Source organism: Actinomycetospora sp. (assembly GCF_036497245.1).
GTDB lineage: Bacteria > Actinomycetota > Actinomycetes > Mycobacteriales > Pseudonocardiaceae > Actinomycetospora.
The window spans coordinates 1-14,778 of sequence record NZ_DASXJS010000142.1 but is presented as its reverse complement, the minus strand read 5'-3'; the positions used below and the strand labels follow the sequence as shown (position 1 = coordinate 14,778).

The 14,778-nt window shown below is 73.0% G+C and carries 14 protein-coding genes and 1 pseudogene; 4 read left to right on the top strand and 11 right to left on the bottom strand.

All coding sequences use genetic code 11. The features are described 5' to 3' along the window. Window positions 1–61: 61 nt before the first annotated feature. The gene (locus VGI02_RS15000) at window positions 62–397 is read left to right on the top strand and encodes a DUF1918 domain-containing protein (protein WP_331628198.1); all 336 of its coding nucleotides are present in this window, start codon (window positions 62–64) and stop codon (window positions 395–397) included. Window positions 398–401: 4 nt separating this feature from the next. Here VGI02_RS15000 and VGI02_RS14995 read toward each other — a convergent pair whose 3' ends face one another. The 3 genes from VGI02_RS14995 to VGI02_RS14985 all read right to left on the bottom strand — a co-directional run bounded on the left by VGI02_RS14995 (window position 402) and on the right by VGI02_RS14985 (window position 4,140). Continuing rightward, complete coding sequence (locus VGI02_RS14995) at window positions 402–1,937, bottom strand: sensor histidine kinase (protein ID WP_331628197.1); 1,536 nt, start codon at window positions 1,935–1,937, stop codon at window positions 402–404. Between the two features lie 31 nt (window positions 1,938–1,968). Beyond that, window positions 1,969–2,697: a response regulator transcription factor gene (locus VGI02_RS14990; protein WP_331628196.1), complete on the bottom strand. Its 729-nt coding sequence runs from the start codon at window positions 2,695–2,697 to the stop codon at window positions 1,969–1,971. Window positions 2,698–2,763: 66 nt separating this feature from the next. Beyond that, on the bottom strand, window positions 2,764–4,140 hold the full coding sequence (locus tag VGI02_RS14985; RefSeq protein ID WP_331628195.1) for a cytochrome P450: 1,377 nt from the start codon (window positions 4,138–4,140) through the stop codon (window positions 2,764–2,766). A 76-nt stretch (window positions 4,141–4,216) separates the two neighbouring features. On the opposite strand from VGI02_RS14985, the gene VGI02_RS14980 reads away from it, so the two are divergent. Beyond that, complete coding sequence (locus tag VGI02_RS14980; protein WP_331628194.1) at window positions 4,217–4,822, top strand: TetR/AcrR family transcriptional regulator; 606 nt, start codon at window positions 4,217–4,219, stop codon at window positions 4,820–4,822. A 108-nt stretch (window positions 4,823–4,930) separates the two neighbouring features. Here VGI02_RS14980 and VGI02_RS14975 read toward each other — a convergent pair whose 3' ends face one another. Next, window positions 4,931–5,167 carry a hypothetical protein gene (locus tag VGI02_RS14975; protein WP_331628193.1) on the bottom strand — a complete coding sequence of 79 codons (237 nt, stop codon included), beginning with the start codon at window positions 5,165–5,167 and terminating at the stop codon, window positions 4,931–4,933. Window positions 5,168–5,239: 72 nt separating this feature from the next. Here VGI02_RS14975 and VGI02_RS14970 point away from each other — a divergent pair, with 72 nt between their 5' ends. Then, window positions 5,240–6,169, top strand: a complete 930-nt coding sequence (locus VGI02_RS14970; RefSeq protein WP_331628192.1) for a LysR family transcriptional regulator — start codon at window positions 5,240–5,242, stop codon at window positions 6,167–6,169. On the opposite strand, the gene VGI02_RS14965 is transcribed toward VGI02_RS14970, so the two are convergent. From VGI02_RS14965 to VGI02_RS14945, 5 genes are read right to left on the bottom strand one after another with little or no spacing between them, the layout of a single operon-like run. Further along, the gene (locus tag VGI02_RS14965; protein ID WP_331628191.1) at window positions 6,147–6,533 is read right to left on the bottom strand and encodes a type II toxin-antitoxin system VapC family toxin; all 387 of its coding nucleotides are present in this window, start codon (window positions 6,531–6,533) and stop codon (window positions 6,147–6,149) included. The two genes, VGI02_RS14970 and VGI02_RS14965, sit on opposite strands and share 23 nt — an antisense overlap. Next, window positions 6,530–6,787 carry a type II toxin-antitoxin system Phd/YefM family antitoxin gene (locus VGI02_RS14960; protein ID WP_331628190.1) on the bottom strand — a complete coding sequence of 86 codons (258 nt, stop codon included), beginning with the start codon at window positions 6,785–6,787 and terminating at the stop codon, window positions 6,530–6,532. Before VGI02_RS14960 ends, VGI02_RS14965 begins: the two co-directional genes overlap by 4 nt. Before the next feature lie 26 nt (window positions 6,788–6,813). Further along, window positions 6,814–7,806 carry a methylmalonyl Co-A mutase-associated GTPase MeaB gene (meaB, locus tag VGI02_RS14955; RefSeq protein WP_331628189.1) on the bottom strand — a complete coding sequence of 331 codons (993 nt, stop codon included), beginning with the start codon at window positions 7,804–7,806 and terminating at the stop codon, window positions 6,814–6,816. 10 nt (window positions 7,807–7,816) lie between these two features. Beyond that, on the bottom strand, window positions 7,817–8,218 hold the full coding sequence (locus tag VGI02_RS14950) for a type II toxin-antitoxin system VapC family toxin (protein WP_331628188.1): 402 nt from the start codon (window positions 8,216–8,218) through the stop codon (window positions 7,817–7,819). Continuing rightward, entirely contained in the window at window positions 8,215–8,475 is a 261-nt protein-coding gene (locus VGI02_RS14945) for a type II toxin-antitoxin system Phd/YefM family antitoxin (RefSeq protein ID WP_331628187.1), read from the bottom strand. The genes VGI02_RS14950 and VGI02_RS14945 overlap by 4 nt, the downstream gene beginning before the upstream one ends. Before the next feature lie 139 nt (window positions 8,476–8,614). On the opposite strand from VGI02_RS14945, the gene VGI02_RS14940 reads away from it, so the two are divergent. Then, entirely contained in the window at window positions 8,615–11,926 is a 3,312-nt protein-coding gene (locus VGI02_RS14940) for a DEAD/DEAH box helicase (RefSeq protein ID WP_331628186.1), read from the top strand. A 6-nt stretch (window positions 11,927–11,932) separates the two neighbouring features. On the opposite strand, the gene scpA is transcribed toward VGI02_RS14940, so the two are convergent. Together scpA and VGI02_RS14930 are read right to left on the bottom strand one after the other, a co-directional pair. After that, window positions 11,933–14,173 carry a methylmalonyl-CoA mutase gene (gene scpA, locus VGI02_RS14935; protein ID WP_331628185.1) on the bottom strand — a complete coding sequence of 747 codons (2,241 nt, stop codon included), beginning with the start codon at window positions 14,171–14,173 and terminating at the stop codon, window positions 11,933–11,935. Beyond that, a pseudogene (locus VGI02_RS14930) lies at window positions 14,170–14,778 on the bottom strand (methylmalonyl-CoA mutase family protein); the annotation flags it as partial. The gene scpA and the pseudogene VGI02_RS14930, both read right to left, overlap by 4 nt.

The window sequence follows — 14,778 nt, the reverse complement described above, 5'->3', positions numbered from 1 at the left end:
CTCCCGGACGTGACGGGGTACTGGGGCGCTACCAGCCACATCGTCGGGAAGAGGCATCGTCATGAGCGCGAACGTCGGGGACCGCATCACCATGCACGCCAACACCGTCGACACCCCTGACCGGAAGGGCACGATCGTCGCCGTCCTGGGCAGCGAGGGGCCGCCCTACCGGGTGCGCTTCGATTCCGGGGCCGAGTCCATCGTGACGCCGGGTCCGGACGCGACGATCGAGCCACCGTCACCCGCGGAGCGTCTCGAGCAGGCCGCCGACCGGGCCGGGGAGATCGCGAGCGAGGCGAAGGACAAGGCCAGGGCCGCCGCGGGTGACACCACCGGGAAGGCCGCTCGCGCGGTCGCCGACGCGGCCACGAAGGTCGCCGAGCGCTTCCGGCGTTGAGCGATCAGCCCCGCCGCGCCGCAGGCGCGGCGACCGGGGGCAGCTCGGTTCCGCCCCGGTCCGCGGCGGCGAGCTCGACGGCGAAGCAGGTCTGTCCGGTCACGCTCGTGACGCCCAGCGTGCCGCCGTGCTCGGTGACCACGGCGGACACGATCGACAGCCCGAGCCCGGTGCTGCCGGTGGTGCGGGCGCGCCCGGTGTCGCCGCGGGCGAACCGTTCGAAGACGTGGTCGAGCAGGTCGGGGGCGATCCCCGGGCCGTCGTCGGACACCTCGAGCCGGACGCGGTCGCCGCGACGGCTCAGCCCGGCCTCGACGTGGGTGCCCGGCGGGGTGTGGGTGCGGGCGTTGGCGAGCAGGTTCGCGACGACCTGGTGCAGGCGCTCCGGGTCCCCGACGACGTCGAACCCGATCTCGTCCGGGTCCTCGGGCAGCTGCAGCGACCAGTGGTGGTCGGACGCCACGGCGTGCGCGTCGGCGACCGCGTCGGCGACGATCCGGGCGAGGTCGACCCGCTCGCGGGCGAGCGGTCGGCCCGCGTCGAGACGGGCCAGGAGCAACAGGTCCTCGACCAGCAGCGTCATCCGCTCGGTCTGCGATCCCACCCGCTCGAGCATCGCCGCGACCTCGGGCGGCAGTTCGTCGGCGCGGCGCCGGGCCAGCTCCGAGTACCCGCGGATCGCGGCGAGCGGGGTGCGGAGCTCGTGCGAGGCGTCGGCGACGAACCGGCGCACCCGGGTCTCGCTCTCCTGGCGGACCTCGAGCGCGCCCGCGACGTGGCCCAGCATGCGGTTGAGGGCGACGCCCACCTGCCCGACCTCGGTGCGGGGATCGGCGTCCTCCTCCGGCACGCGGTCGTCGAGCTCCACCTCGCCGCGTTCGAGCGGCAGCTCCGAGACCCGGCGCGCGGTGGCGGAGACGCGGTGCAGCGGGCGCAGGGTGGCGCCGGTGGCGAACGCCGCGATCACGCCGGCCACCGCCACCCCGATCGCGAAGATGACGATCTCGATGACCGCCAGCCTGCCGACGGTCGCGTCCATCCGCGCCGTCGAGATGCCGACCGCGACGACCGAACCGTCGGGCGCCGCACGGGCCTCGACGAGGTAGGTCCCGAGACTCGGCAACGTGACCGCCTGGGCGGTGTCCGGGTCGACCCCACCCGGCCCGCCGGGCTGCGGGGTGACGGCCAGGACAGGGGCCACCTGCTCGGCGTCGAGGGCCTGGTCGGCGGACCGGAAGTTCCCGAGGGTCGACGCCGAGACCACCTGCCCGTCGACGCTACGCACCTGGATGCGACTGGTGCCGTCCCCGCCGCCGAAGCCGCTGCCGGCGTCGGGCGGGGGAGGTCCGTGCGTCCCGGTGCCGTCGTCGGGCGGGTTGGCCGCGAAGCCGACGGTGCGCGAGACCTCCTGGGCGAGCTGCTCGCCCAGATAGTGCCGCAGCGAGAGTGCCGCGCCGACGCCGACGACCGCGCACACCACGGCCATGAGGATCACGGTGGTGAGGACGATGCGGGCCTGCAGGGAGCGCATCCAGGTCATCGGGCGCCTCCCCGTCCTCGGCGTCGGCCGGTCATCCCGCGGGCTTGAGGACGTACCCGGCGCCGCGCACGGTGTGGATCATCGGGGCGCGGCCGGCGTCGATCTTCTTGCGCAGGTAGGAGATGTAGAGCTCCACGATGTTCGACTGGCCGCCGAAATCGTAGTTCCACACCCGGTCGAGGATCTGGGCCTTGGAGAGCACGCGGCGGGGATTGCGCATGAGGAAGCGCAGCAGCTCGAACTCCGTGGCCGTGAGGTCGATCTGCGCACCGGCGCGGAAGACCTCGTGGGAGTCCTCGTCGAGCGTGAGGTCCCCGACGACGAGGCCCGCGTCGCCGCGGACCGCGGTCGCGACGGCGGCCCGGCGCAGCAGGCCCCGCAACCGGGCCACGACCTCCTCGAGGCTGAACGGCTTGGTGACGTAGTCGTCGCCGCCCGCGGTGATGCCCGCGACCCGGTCCTCCACGGCATCACGCGCGGTCAGGAAGAGCACCGGGACCTCGGGGATGTCGGCGCGCAGACGGCGCAGCACCTCGAAGCCGTCGATGTCCGGGAGCATCACGTCGAGCACGACGACGTCGGGGCGGAACTCCCGCCCCTGCGTCACCGCGCCGAGCCCGTCGCCCGCGCTGCGGACGTCCCACCCCTCGTAGCGCAGGGCCATGGAGAGGAGGTCGGCCAGCGTCGGCTCGTCGTCGACGACGAGGGCGCGGACGGGGCTGCCGTCGGGCCGCCGCAGCTCGGCACGGGTCGCGTTCATGGGCACCACCTTGGCACCGACCGATTCGCCCGGGCTGAGGACCTCCTGTGTGTCGGCTGTGCGGCCTCACGCCTGGACGGGGAGGGTCTCCCACCCGCGCAGGATGATCGTCGGGCGCCGGGTCGCTCCCCCGGCAGGCGCGAGATCCGGGAAGCGGGTGAAGAGCTCCCGCAGCGCCACCTCGCCCTCCATGCGCGCCAGCGCCGCCCCCAGGCAGTAGTGGATGCCGCTGGAGAACGCGACGTGGTCCTTGGCGTTGGCGCGGGTGACGTCGAAGCGGTCGGGGTCGGCGAAGACCGCGGGATCGCGGTTGGCGCCGCCCAGCACGGTCACGACGATCTCGCCCTGCGCGACCGGGACCCCCTCGACCACGGTGTCGCGACGCGCCATCCGCGCCGTGCGCTGCACCGGGGAGTCGAAACGCAGCACCTCGTCGACGGCGTTCGGCCACCGCGACGGGTCCTCGGCCAGCAGCGCCCGCTGATCGGGGTGCGCGAAGAGCTGGGTGGCGCCGTTGGAGATCAGGTTGACCGTCGTCTCGAAGCCGGCGGCCAGGATGAGCATCGACGTGGCGACGAGCTCCTGCTCGGACAGACCCGTCCCGTCGTCGTCGGAGACCCCGACCAGCTTCGAGAGCAGGTCGTCGCCCGGCGCGGCCCGCAGCGTGCGCAGGTGGCCGCGCAGCCAGCCGTCGAAGGCGGCCAGGGAGCGCTCCGCGCGGGCGTAGCGCTGCCACGGCAGGCCCATGTCCAGGCTCGCCGCGGCCCCGTCGCCCCAGGTCAGCAGGGTCCCGCGCATGTCCTGCGGCACGCCCAGCATCTCGGCGATGACGGTGACCGGCACCAGCGCCGCGTACTCGTGGACCAGGTCGGCCGCACCGTCGCGCTCGAGGGTCCCGGCCAGCTCGTCGAGCAGCTCGGCGGAGATCTCCTCGGTGCGCGTCCGCAGCGCCGCGACCGCCTTGGCGGTGAAGGCCCGCGAGACGAGCCTGCGGTAACGGGCGTGGTCGGGCGGGTCGACGACGAGCATGGACGGCGGCGTGTCGACGCCCGCGTAGCGACGGGGCCCGATCAGCCGCATCCCGGCACGCACCGGCGCGGGGAGCACCTGGTCGCGGTCGGCCGCACCGAAGTCGTCGCTGCGGAGCACGGCGGTCGCGACCTCGTGGTGCGCGGTGATCCTCCCCAGCGGCGCCTGCGCGAACGGCCGCTGCGCGCGCAGGTCCCGGTAGTGCTCCCAGGGCTCGGCCTGCAGCGCCGGGTTGCGCAGCAGGCGCGCGTCGGCGCTGCCTGCGCGGGCCCGGGAGGCGAGCAGGGTGCGCAGCAGCCCGTGCGAGAGCCCCCAACGGGCGGCGAGGGCCGGCGTCGTGGGGACCGCTGCGGACCCGCGCACGGGCTTCCCGGCCGCCGCGCGCGGCGGGGTGGACACCGGAGCCGAGGACATGTGGACCACCTCTCGCGAACCATCCGTCAGAGACATACTCAGAGTATGTGACTGACCGGGACTATGCTCCGGGGTCGTGCCAGAGGTCAAGAGCCGCCGCGGGGAGTACACCGAGGCGACGCGGCGCGCCCTGCTGGACGCGGCCGCCGAGCTGTTCACCGAGCGCGGCTTCGGCCGGACCTCGCTCGACGACATCGCCGCGGTCGCCCGGGTGACCAAGGGCGCGATCTACCACCACTTCGCGAGCAAGCCCGGCCTGTTCGAGGCGCTCTTCGACGAGCTCGAGATCGCCGAGAACGGCGCGGCCCGCGCGGCCTTCGTGGCCGAGGACGATCCGACGGTCGGCGCCCTCGCCGCGCTCGACCAGTTCCTGCTCGCCTGCTCCGAGCCGGTGTACGGCACGCTGGTCTTCCGCGAGGCGCCGCTCGCGCTCGGTTGGGACGCCTGGCGCCTCTGCGAGGAGAAGTACTCCTACGCCCTGGTCAGCGACATGCTCGACGCGCTCGCGGTGGCCGGGCGCATCCCGGCCCAGCGCGGCGAGGCCCTGACCAGCGTCGCGTTCGGGATGCTCAGCGCGGCCGGTCAGCTGCTCGCGCGCACCCCGGCCGCGGACCGCGAGCGGGTCCGGGCCGAGTGCCGCGCGCCGTTCGTGGCGCTGCTCGCCGGGCTCGCCGTCACCTGAGCACTTCGGGGGCCGGAGGCCTGTCGGAGATCGTCGAGTGGACCCTGAGGGCTGCGGCGGTAGCCATGCGGGTCCACTCGCCGGCCGCGACCTCGCCGGCTCGCGGACCTACCGGTGCGGGCGCGGCGACGGACGCCCGGCGGCGCGCAGGCACCAGCCGCCCCGCGTGGTCGACATGCGCCGCCGCGTCGAGGGCATGAGGTCGCCGTGCAGGACGTACTCGCCGCCCTCGAACGCCCAGTGGAGGTAGCGCTCCTCCCATGGGCGGTCGAGCAGGCTGAGCCGCTCCGAGATCTCCTTCTGCTCCTCCCAGAGCCGGGTCAGAGCGCTCCACGTCGTCTTCACGCTCCCCATGCTCCGGCCGTTCCCGCCTCGCGACCAGCGACAATCGACGGATGCGGCGTTAAGCTGAGCTTCATGCTTGATCCGCGCCGCCTGCTCGTGCTGCGCGCCGTGATCCGGGCCGGCTCGATGAGCGCCGCCGCCACCGAGCTCGGCTACACCCCCTCCGCGGTGTCGCAGCAGGTCGCGACGCTGGAACGGGAGGTCAGGACGCCGCTGCTCGTCCGCCACTCCCGCGGGGTGGTCCCGACGGAGGCCGGGGCGCTCCTGGTCGAGCACGCCGACGTCGTCGCCACCCGCCTCGCCCGCGCGCACGAGGAGGTGGCCGACCTCACCGCGCTGCGCGCAGGCCGACTGCGCCTGGCCGCCTTCGCGAGCGCGGGCGCCCGGCTGCTGCCGGGGGCGATCGGTGTCTTCCGCCGACGCCACCCCGGAGTGCGGCTCTCCCTGGAGCTGCGGGAGCCCGAGGAGGTCCCCGACCTGGTCCGCGAGGGCGAGCTCGACCTCGCGATCACCTTCGACTACCTCACCGGGAGCGACCCGACGGTCGCGTCCGGCCCGTCGGTCGACACCGAGGGCCTGACGGCGACCTGGCTGCTCGACGACGTCGTCAACGTCGCCCTCCCGCCCCACCACCCGGCGCTCGAGGACGCGGGGGTCTCGCCGACCGACGAGATCGACGTCAGCACGCTGCGCGACGCCGCGTGGATCCGGGACTCCGGTCAGGTCTGCCGCGAGCAGCTGGTCGAGATGTGCGCCGCGGCCGGGTTCACCCCGCACGTCGCCTTCGACTCCGACGACTTCCCGATGGTGAGCGGGCTGGTCGAGTCCGGGGTCGGGGTGGCCCTCGTCCCGGACCTCGCCGTGCACCAGATGGGACGGCGCCTGGTGCTGCGACGGCTGCGCCCGCGTCTGGTCCGGCGCATTCGGGCGCTCACCCCGCCGCAGCCCTCCCCCGCCACGGCCGCGATGCTCGAGGTCCTCACGTCCCGTCGGCCCGCATGACCGCCACGGAGTAGACCTCCAGCCGCCGGTCGGCCGTCACCAGGGTGAGGCCCTCGTGGCGTGCCTGAGCGACGAGCATCCGATCGAACGGGTCGCGGTGGTGGAGGGGTAGGTCGGCGAGGGCACGCGTGTGATCACCGGTCACCGGGAGCTCGACGATGCCTTCGTCCGCCAACCACGATCGGACATCCTGACCGATCTTCATCTTCCCCACGGTCGTCTTGGTGACGATCTCCCACAGGCTCACGACCGACACGACGACCACGGATCCAGGATCCTCGATGACGGCACGAGCCCGGTCCGAGAGCCGGTCGGGCTCCCGGAGGACCCAGACCACGGCGTGGGTGTCCAGCAGCACTCTCATCGCGGCGGTTCGATCTCACCGCCGTAGAAGAGGTCCGCGATCTCATCGTCGCCGTCCCACCACTCACCGGTGTATTCGATCTTCCCCGGAAACGTGCCGAGCCGTCGCTTGCCCGACGCCTTCCGCTGCTCCGGAACGAGGCGCGCGACCGGCTTGCCGTGCCGGGCGATCACGATCTCCTCGCCCGCCTCGACGCGCTCCAGCAGCTTCGAGAGCTGCGTCTTCGCCTCGTAGACGTTCACCTGGTCGGTCACGACGACGAGACTACGCCGTCACTTGGTCAACCTTGGTCAGATTTCCCGAACGCGTCCAGGATCCGGTCGGCCGCCAGGGCAGGCGTGAGCTCGCCGTCGAGGACCTCCCGTTCGAGCTCGGAGCGGATCTCCTTGACCGAGGGGTGGTCGCGCAGCCGCCCCAGCAGCCGCTCGCGGACCATCTGCCACGTCCAGTCCACCTGCTGGCGTGCGCGCTTGGCGGCGAACTCGTCGCGCTCGGAGAGGAACTCCTGGTGCCCGACCAGCGCCGACCAGACGTCGTCGAGACCCGACCGCTCCTGCGCGCTGCACGTCAGCACCGGCACCTGCCACGGGTCGCGCTCCCCGCGCAGCATCTTCAGCGCCGACTCCAGCTCCCGGGCGGCGCGCTTGGCCTCGCGGGCGTGCGGGCCGTCGGCCTTGTTCACCGCGATCACGTCGGCGATCTCGAGGATGCCGCGCTTGATGCCCTGCAGCGAGTCGCCGGTGCGGGCGAGGGTGAGGAACAGGAACGAGTCGACCATCTCCGCGACGGCGGTCTCCGACTGGCCGACACCGACGGTCTCGACGATGACGACGTCGTAGCCCGCCGCCTCCATCACGACCATCGTCTCCCGGGTCGCCTTCGCGACGCCGCCGAGCGTGCCCGCCGTCGGCGAGGGCCGGATGAAGGCGTCGTCGTCGGTGGCGAGCGCGTCCATGCGGGTCTTGTCGCCGAGGATCGACCCGCCGGAGCGCGACGACGACGGGTCGACGGCCAGCACCGCGACCTTGCTGCCCGACGCCGTGAGCTGCGAGCCGAGCGCCCCGATGAACGTGGACTTCCCGACGCCGGGCACCCCCGAGATCCCGATCCGCCGGGCGCCGCCCGCGTCGGGGAGCAGCTCGACGAGGAGCTCCTGGGCCGCGTCACGGTGGTCGGCCCGCGTGGACTCGACGAGGGTGATCGCCCGCCCGATCCACAGCCGCGAGCCGGAGCGGACGCCCTCGACGTACTTCGCCAGATCGATGTCGCTCACGGGGGCCTCCTCAGACTCTGACGACGACGAGACCGCGCACGCCGTCGAGGGGGTCGAAGTCGTCGTCCTGGGTCACGATCGGCAGCCCGTGCGCGACGGCACTGGCGGCGATCCAGAGATCATTCACGTTGACGCGTCGGCCCTGCTCGGCGAGGTGGACCCGCAGGCGGGCCCATTCCGACGCCACGACCTCGGTCACGTCCAGGACCTCGATGGTCGAGAACCGCTGGAGGGTGGCCATCCTCCGGGCCCTCGACTCGGAATCCGGAGCTGCGAGGACCCCGGCCTGCAGCTCCGTCAGAGTGACCACCGAGACGACCGGGTCCTCGGGAAACCGGGACTCGTCGAGCGCGCGACCGCTCTCCGAGGCGATCACCACGCTCGTGTCGATGACCGCCCGCCCCGGGCTCACCGGATGGGACCGAGATCGTCCGTGGTGTCGCCGGCCAGACGTCGCAGGTCGTCACGGAGTCCCGGATCGGCCTGCGCCTCACGGACGGCATCGATGAGCTCGGCTCGTGACATTCCCGAGCGACGGGTTCGCGGCACCGGGACCAGCTGCGCGATCGGGCGCCCGTTCGAGGTCACCGTCAGCGATTCCCCGGCCTCGACCCGACGCAGCACACCGGCCGTGTCGTTGCGCAGCTCGCGTGACGCGATCTCGGTCATGGCACCGCCTCCCACAGTTGTAGCAGCCTGTAGCACAGTGTAGGCCACGCCGTGCCCGTCCCGGTCCCGCTCGACGTGACGAGACTGTCGGACCCCCTCGCTACCGTCCGCTCCATCGCCGGTGGGCAGGGGGTCGGACGTGGCGGGATACGTGCAGGTGGCGGGCATCCGGGCCGATGACGTGGCCGGGGCGGTCGGTGTCGTGAACCTCGCCCGCGGGCGGCGGTACGCCCAGGGCGGCGCCGTCCTGTTCGCCGAATGGCACGAGGCCGCGATGCAGCTCCGGGCGGTCGTCCGCGGCGGGCAGGGCCAGGTGTACTCGACGATCGTGTCCTTCGACTCCGACGGGCACGGGAACCTCGATCTCGTCCACGGGGAGTGCTCGTGCCCCGTGCGGGACATGTGCAAGCACGTCGCCGCCGCGGCGCTCGACGCCTGCCCGCAGGACTCCCGCGCCGTCCCGGCGGCTCCCGTCCCCCCGTCCTGGGAGACGGCGCTCGAGGCGCTGCTCCCCGGGACGACGAGGTCGACGACGGCCGACGGTGCGCTCGCCATCGAGGTCACGGCCGACGGGAACGGGCGCCTCGACGCCCGCCTGCTGCGGCCGGGGTCGAGCGGCTGGGTCAACGGGGGCCTGCTCTGGAACCGGATGTTGCGCCCCCAGGCCCAGCGGGAGCACCGGCCCGATCACGTGGCTCTGATCCGCGAGCTCTACCTGCTCCACCACGCGGCACGCGGCGACACCGGGTTCTCCCCGTACCGCTACTACGGACACGGGTCCGACGAACTGCGGATCGACCTCGCCGCCCTCACGAGCGAGCGGCTGTGGCCCCTGCTCGACGAAGCGGCCGACATCGGCCTGGACCTCCGGCAGGCCCGCCGCGGGCTCGGCCCCCTCGGGCGCTACCGGCACGCCGAGCTCTCGCTCGACGTCACCCGGGACCCCGAGCAGGACCCGGCACAGCAGCCGGACGGGGAGTCGCTGGCCATCCGGCCTGCCCTGCGATTCGCGGGGGACGACGGACCCGATCCGGACGCCCGGCCGGTGGCGTTCCTCGGTGGGGACACCGCCCACGGGGTCGTGTACCGCTCCACGGCGGAGGGGCTGGCCCCCGGCTCGTCCCGCCTGTGGCTGGCCCGTCTCGACCGCCGGGTGCCCCGCGCCCTCTGGCAGGCGGCGCTGGACGACCTCGGGATCACCGTCCCGCCCGAGGCGCTCGACCGGTTCCGGGAGCGGTTCGGGCGGCGCCTGGCCGAGCTGCGCTCGGTGACCTCGTCCGACGGCTCGTTCGCCGCGCCCGAGATCGGCCCGCCCGTCCTGGTTCTCCGGACGGCGTTCGAGGCCGACCACGCGCTCGGGTTGAGCTGGGAGTGGTCCTACGACGTCGGCGGCAACGACGTGCGGGCGGCGCCCGGGGAGGCCGGGGCCGCCGAGGAGTACCGCGACGCCACAGCCGAGCGAGCGGTGCTCCGCGGTCTCGACGACGTGCCGGTCGACTGGGACCGCTTCGGCCTGCGGGGACGGCACGGGCTCGCCGCGGCACGGCTCACCGGCCTCGACACCGTCGCGTTCACGACGGAGGTCCTTCCCGTCCTCGAGGACACCGGGTCCGTCCGGGTGGAGCGGACCGGCGAGCCGGTGGACTACCGCGAGGTCGGCGACGCGCTGGAGATCGGGGTCTCGACCACCGAGTCCGACACCGGCACCGACTGGTTCGACCTCGGCATCAGCATCACCGTGGAAGGGCGGGAGATCCCGTTCGCGGCCCTCATCACGGCTCTGAGCCAGGGCGAGACCCACCTGTTGCTGCCCGACGGCGCCTACTTCTCGCTCGAGAAGCCGGAGCTGGTCGCGCTGCGCGCCCTGATCGAGGAGGCCCGGGCGCTGCAGGACGATCCGTCCGGCCCGATCCGCCTGAGCCGGTTCCAGGCCGGGTGGTGGGAGGAGCTGGCGGCTCTGGGCGTCGTGGAACGACAGGCCCGCGCGTGGCAGGACCAGGTGGGCGGCCTGCTCGCGGCCGGGGCGCTGGATCCGGAGCCCGTCCCGGCGTCGCTGGCCGCGGACCTGCGGACCTACCAGCGCGAGGGCTTCGAGTGGCTGGCGTTCCTCTGGCGCCACCGGCTCGGCGGAGTTCTCGCGGACGACATGGGGCTCGGCAAGACGGTGCAGGCCCTGGCCCTGATCTGCCACGCCCGGGAGCGCGGACCGGCCGGTGGCCCGTTCCTGATCGTCGCGCCGAAGAGCGTCGTCCCGAACTGGGAGCGCGAGGCGGCGCGGTTCGCGCCCGGGCTCTCGGTGGTCGCCCTGACCGACACGAGCCGCCGCCGCGGTCAGGACCTGGCGACCGCGATTGCCGGCGCGGACGTGGTGGTCACCTCCTACACGCTCTTCCGGCTCGATGCCGAGGCGCACGAGCTCGTGGACTGGGGCGGGGTGCTCTTCGACGAGGCCCAGTTCCTCAAGAACCGGCAGTCGAAGGTCTACCAGTGCGCCCGTCGCGTCCCGGCCGCGTTCAAGCTCGCCATCACGGGCACGCCGATGGAGAACGACCTGATGGAGCTGTGGTCGCTGCTCTCGATCACCGCGCCGGGCCTGTTCCCGAGTCCGCAGCGGTTCCGGGAGGCCTACGCCCGGCCGATCGAGAGGGGCGGCGAGGCGGAGCTGCTCGCGCGGCTGCGACGCCGGGTCCGGCCGTTGATGCTCCGCCGGACGAAAGAACAGGTGGCGCCCGAGCTCCCGCCCAAGCAGACCCAGGTCCTTCCGGTGGAGCTCACCCCGAGCCACCGGCGGATCTACCAGCGCCACCTGCAGCGGGAACGTCAGAAGATCCTCAAGCTGCTCGACGACGTCGACGGGAACCGGTTCACGATCCTGCAGTCGATCACCCGGCTCCGGCAGCTCAGCCTGCATCCCGCGCTCATCGGGGAGTCCGACGAGTCCGGGGGCAGTGCGAAGATCGACGTCCTCGTCGAGCAGCTGCACGACATCATCGGCGCCGGTCACCGTGCGCTGGTGTTCAGCCAGTTCACCGGGTTCCTGGCCCACGTGCGGAGGGCGCTGGACGCCGCCGGGATCGCGTACGCCTACCTCGACGGCAGCACCCGGTCCCGGGGAGAGGTCGTCGCCGGGTTCAAGGACGGCGACGCCCCGGTCTTCCTGATCAGCCTGAAGGCAGGCGGGTTCGGGCTGAACCTCACGGAGGCCGACTACTGCTTCCTGCTCGACCCGTGGTGGAACCCGGCGACCGAGGCGCAGGCGATCGACCGGACCCACCGCATCGGCCAGGACCGCACCGTGATGGCCTACCGCCTCATCGCGCGGGACACCATCGAGGAGAAGGTCCGCGCGCTCGCCGAGCGCAAGGAGGCGCTCGTCGCCGGCGTGATGGACGACGGCGCCACGTTCGCCGCCGCCCTCGACGCCGACGACATCCGCGCCCTGGTGTCCTGAGCCGGATCAGGCCTTCGTATGTCCCAGCTTCTCCGACAGCTGACCGAGCAGCTCCGTCGCCGCGTCCGCGATGACGGTGCCCGGCCCGAAGATCGCCGCGGCACCCTTCTCGAGCAGTTCCTCGTGATCGCCGGGCGGGATCACGCCGCCGGCCACGATGAGGATCTCCTCGGCGCCCAGCTCGGCGAGCGCGTCGCGCAGCGCGGGCACCAGGGTCAGGTGGCCCGCCGCGAGCGAGGACACCCCGACGACGTGCACGTCGGCCTCGACCGCCTGGCGCGCGACCTCCTCGGGGGTCTGGAACAGCGGGCCCACGTCGACGTCGAAACCGAGGTCGGCGAAGGCGGTCGCGATGACCTTCTGGCCGCGGTCGTGGCCATCCTGGCCCATCTTCGCGACGAGGATGCGGGGACGGCGACCCTCGGCCTCCTCGAACGCCGCGGCCGCCTCGCGGGCCTGCTCGACCGCGGAGTTCTCACCCACCTCGTCACGGTAGACCCCGGAGATCGTCCGGACGTCCGAACGGTGCCTGCCGTAGACCTTCTCCAGGGCGTCGCTGATCTCGCCGACCGAGGCGTGCGCCCGGGCGGCGTCGATGGCGAGCTTGAGCAGGTTGCCGTCGAGGCCGCTCTCGCGCGAGCCGTCCTGGGCGGCCTGCGCGGCGTTGGTCAGGGCGTTCAGCGCGGAGTCGACGGCGTCGGAGTCGCGGTCGTCGCGCAGCTCCTTCAGCCGCCCCACCTGCTGGCGCAGCACGTCGGCGTTGTCGACCTTGAGCACCTCGACGTCCTCGCCGCCGAGCAGCGGGTACTTGTTCACGCCGATCAGGGCCTGGCGCCCGGAGTCGATCCGCGCCTGGGTGCGGGCGGCCGCCTCCTCGATGCGCATCTTGGGCAGGCCCTCGTCGATGGCCTGGGCCATGCCACCGGTGGCCTCGACCTCCTCGATGTGGGCCCACGCGCGGCCGGCGAGCTCCCGGGTCAGGCGCTCGACGTAGGCCGACCCGCCCCACGGGTCGACGGTGCGGGTGGTGCCCGACTCCTGCTGGAGCAGCAGCTGGGTGTTGCGGGCGATGCGCGCGGAGAAGTCGGTGGGCAGCGCGAGCGCCTCGTCCAAGGCGTTGGTGTGCAGCGACTGGGTGTGTCCCTGGGTCGCGGCCATCGCCTCGACGCAGGTCCGGACGACGTTGTTGTAGACGTCCTGGGCGGTCAGCGACCAGCCCGAGGTCTGCGAGTGCGTCCGCAACGACAGCGACTTCGGGTTCTGCGCGCCGAAGCCGTGCACGAGCTTGGCCCACAGCAGGCGCGCGGCGCGGAGCTTGGCGATCTCCATGAAGTAGTTCATGCCGATGCCCCAGAAGAAGGACAGACGCGGCGCGAACTTGTCGATGTCGAGCCCGGCGTTGCGGCCCGCCCGCAGGTACTCCACCCCGTCGGCCAGGGTGTAGGCCAGCTCCAGATCGGCCGAGGCCCCGGCCTCCTGGATGTGGTAGCCGGAGATGGAGATGGAGTTGTAGCGCGGCATCCGCTGCGAGGTGAAGGCGAAGATGTCGGAGATGATCCGCATCGACGGCTTCGGCGGATAGATGTAGGTGTTGCGGACCATGAACTCCTTGAGGATGTCGTTCTGGATGGTCCCGGCCAGCTTCTCTGGCGGCACCCCCTGCTCCTCGGCCGCCACGATGTACAGCGCCAGCACCGGCAGCACGGCCCCGTTCATCGTCATCGAAACCGACATCTCGTCCAGCGGGATGCCCGCGAACAGCTGCCGCATGTCGTAGATGGAGTCGATCGCCACCCCCGCCATGCCGACGTCGCCGTACACCCGGGGGTTATCGCTGTCGTAGCCGCGGTGGGTGGCCAGGTCGAACGCGACCGACAGGCCCTTCTGGCCGGCTGCCAGGTTGCGCCGGTAAAAGGCGTTGGACTCCTCGGCGGTGGAGAACCCGGCGTACTGGCGGACGGTCCACGGCTGGTTGACGTACATCGTCGGGTAAGGGCCGCGCAGGTAGGGCGCGATGCCGGGGTAGGTGCCGAGGAAGTCGAGCCCGGCCAGGTCATCCGCGGTGTACAGCGGCTTGACCGCGATGCCCTCGGGGGTGTCCCAGACCGCCTCGTCGACGTCCTTGCCGGTTTCCCGGCGCCACGCCTCCCGCCACTGCTCCGCACTGCCAGCAGGGAAGGAGGGGCCACCAGGGGAGGAGGGGCCCTGCGAGTCGTCCAGCCCGAGGGCGCTGAAGTCGGGAATCATCGCGCTGCTCCGATCTTCTCGGCCGCGGTGGTGAGCGCGGCGAGGGCGTCGCCGCCCGCGTAGACGAACGCGTCGATGCCGGCCGCGGCGTAGGCGTCGCGGCGGTCGCCCGGCCGGCCCGCGAGGGCCACCCAGTCGGCCCCGGCTGCCTTCAGGGCGGCGGCTGCGTCGGCCGCGTAGCGGCCGTAGAAGGAGTCGCTGGAGCAGATGCAGGCGGCCCGGGCGCCGCTGGCGGTGAAGGCGGCCGCCAGCGCCTGGTAGTCGGGCGGGTCGCCGGAGGTCCCGCCGGCCTCCTCGCTCAGCACCGGCTCGATGCCGCCCGCCTGGAACAGGTTGGCGGCGAAGGTGGTGCGGGCGGTGTGCACGGCGGCGGGCCCGAGCGCGGCCAGCAGGATGCGGGGGCGGGCGCCGGTCGCGGCGAGGATCTCATCCGAGCGGTCGCGCAGCGCCTCGAACGCGGCCGAGCGGCGCACCCGGGGCAGGCCGCCACCGGGGGCGGGCGGGGCCGGCGGGCGGGTGACCGGCTGCTCGGCCAGGTTGGGGAACTCGCTGACGCCGGTGACGGCCTCGCGGCGGCGGGCCAGGCTGGCCTCACGGCTGGCCCA

Excerpts from the sequence above, each read along its gene's own strand:
- VGI02_RS15000 (WP_331628198.1), top strand. The coding sequence starts at position 62 with ATGAGCGCGAACGTCGGGGACCGCATCACCATGCACGCCAACACCGTC.
- VGI02_RS14995 (WP_331628197.1), bottom strand. The coding sequence starts at position 1,937 with ATGACCTGGATGCGCTCCCTGCAGGCCCGCATCGTCCTCACCACCGTG.
- VGI02_RS14990 (WP_331628196.1), bottom strand. The coding sequence starts at position 2,697 with ATGAACGCGACCCGTGCCGAGCTGCGGCGGCCCGACGGCAGCCCCGTC.
- VGI02_RS14985 (WP_331628195.1), bottom strand. The coding sequence starts at position 4,140 with ATGTCCTCGGCTCCGGTGTCCACCCCGCCGCGCGCGGCGGCCGGGAAG.
- VGI02_RS14970 (WP_331628192.1), top strand. The coding sequence starts at position 5,240 with ATGCTTGATCCGCGCCGCCTGCTCGTGCTGCGCGCCGTGATCCGGGCC.
- VGI02_RS14965 (WP_331628191.1), bottom strand. The coding sequence starts at position 6,533 with ATGAGAGTGCTGCTGGACACCCACGCCGTGGTCTGGGTCCTCCGGGAG.
- VGI02_RS14945 (WP_331628187.1), bottom strand. The coding sequence starts at position 8,475 with ATGACCGAGATCGCGTCACGCGAGCTGCGCAACGACACGGCCGGTGTG.
- scpA (WP_331628185.1), bottom strand. The coding sequence starts at position 14,173 with ATGATTCCCGACTTCAGCGCCCTCGGGCTGGACGACTCGCAGGGCCCC.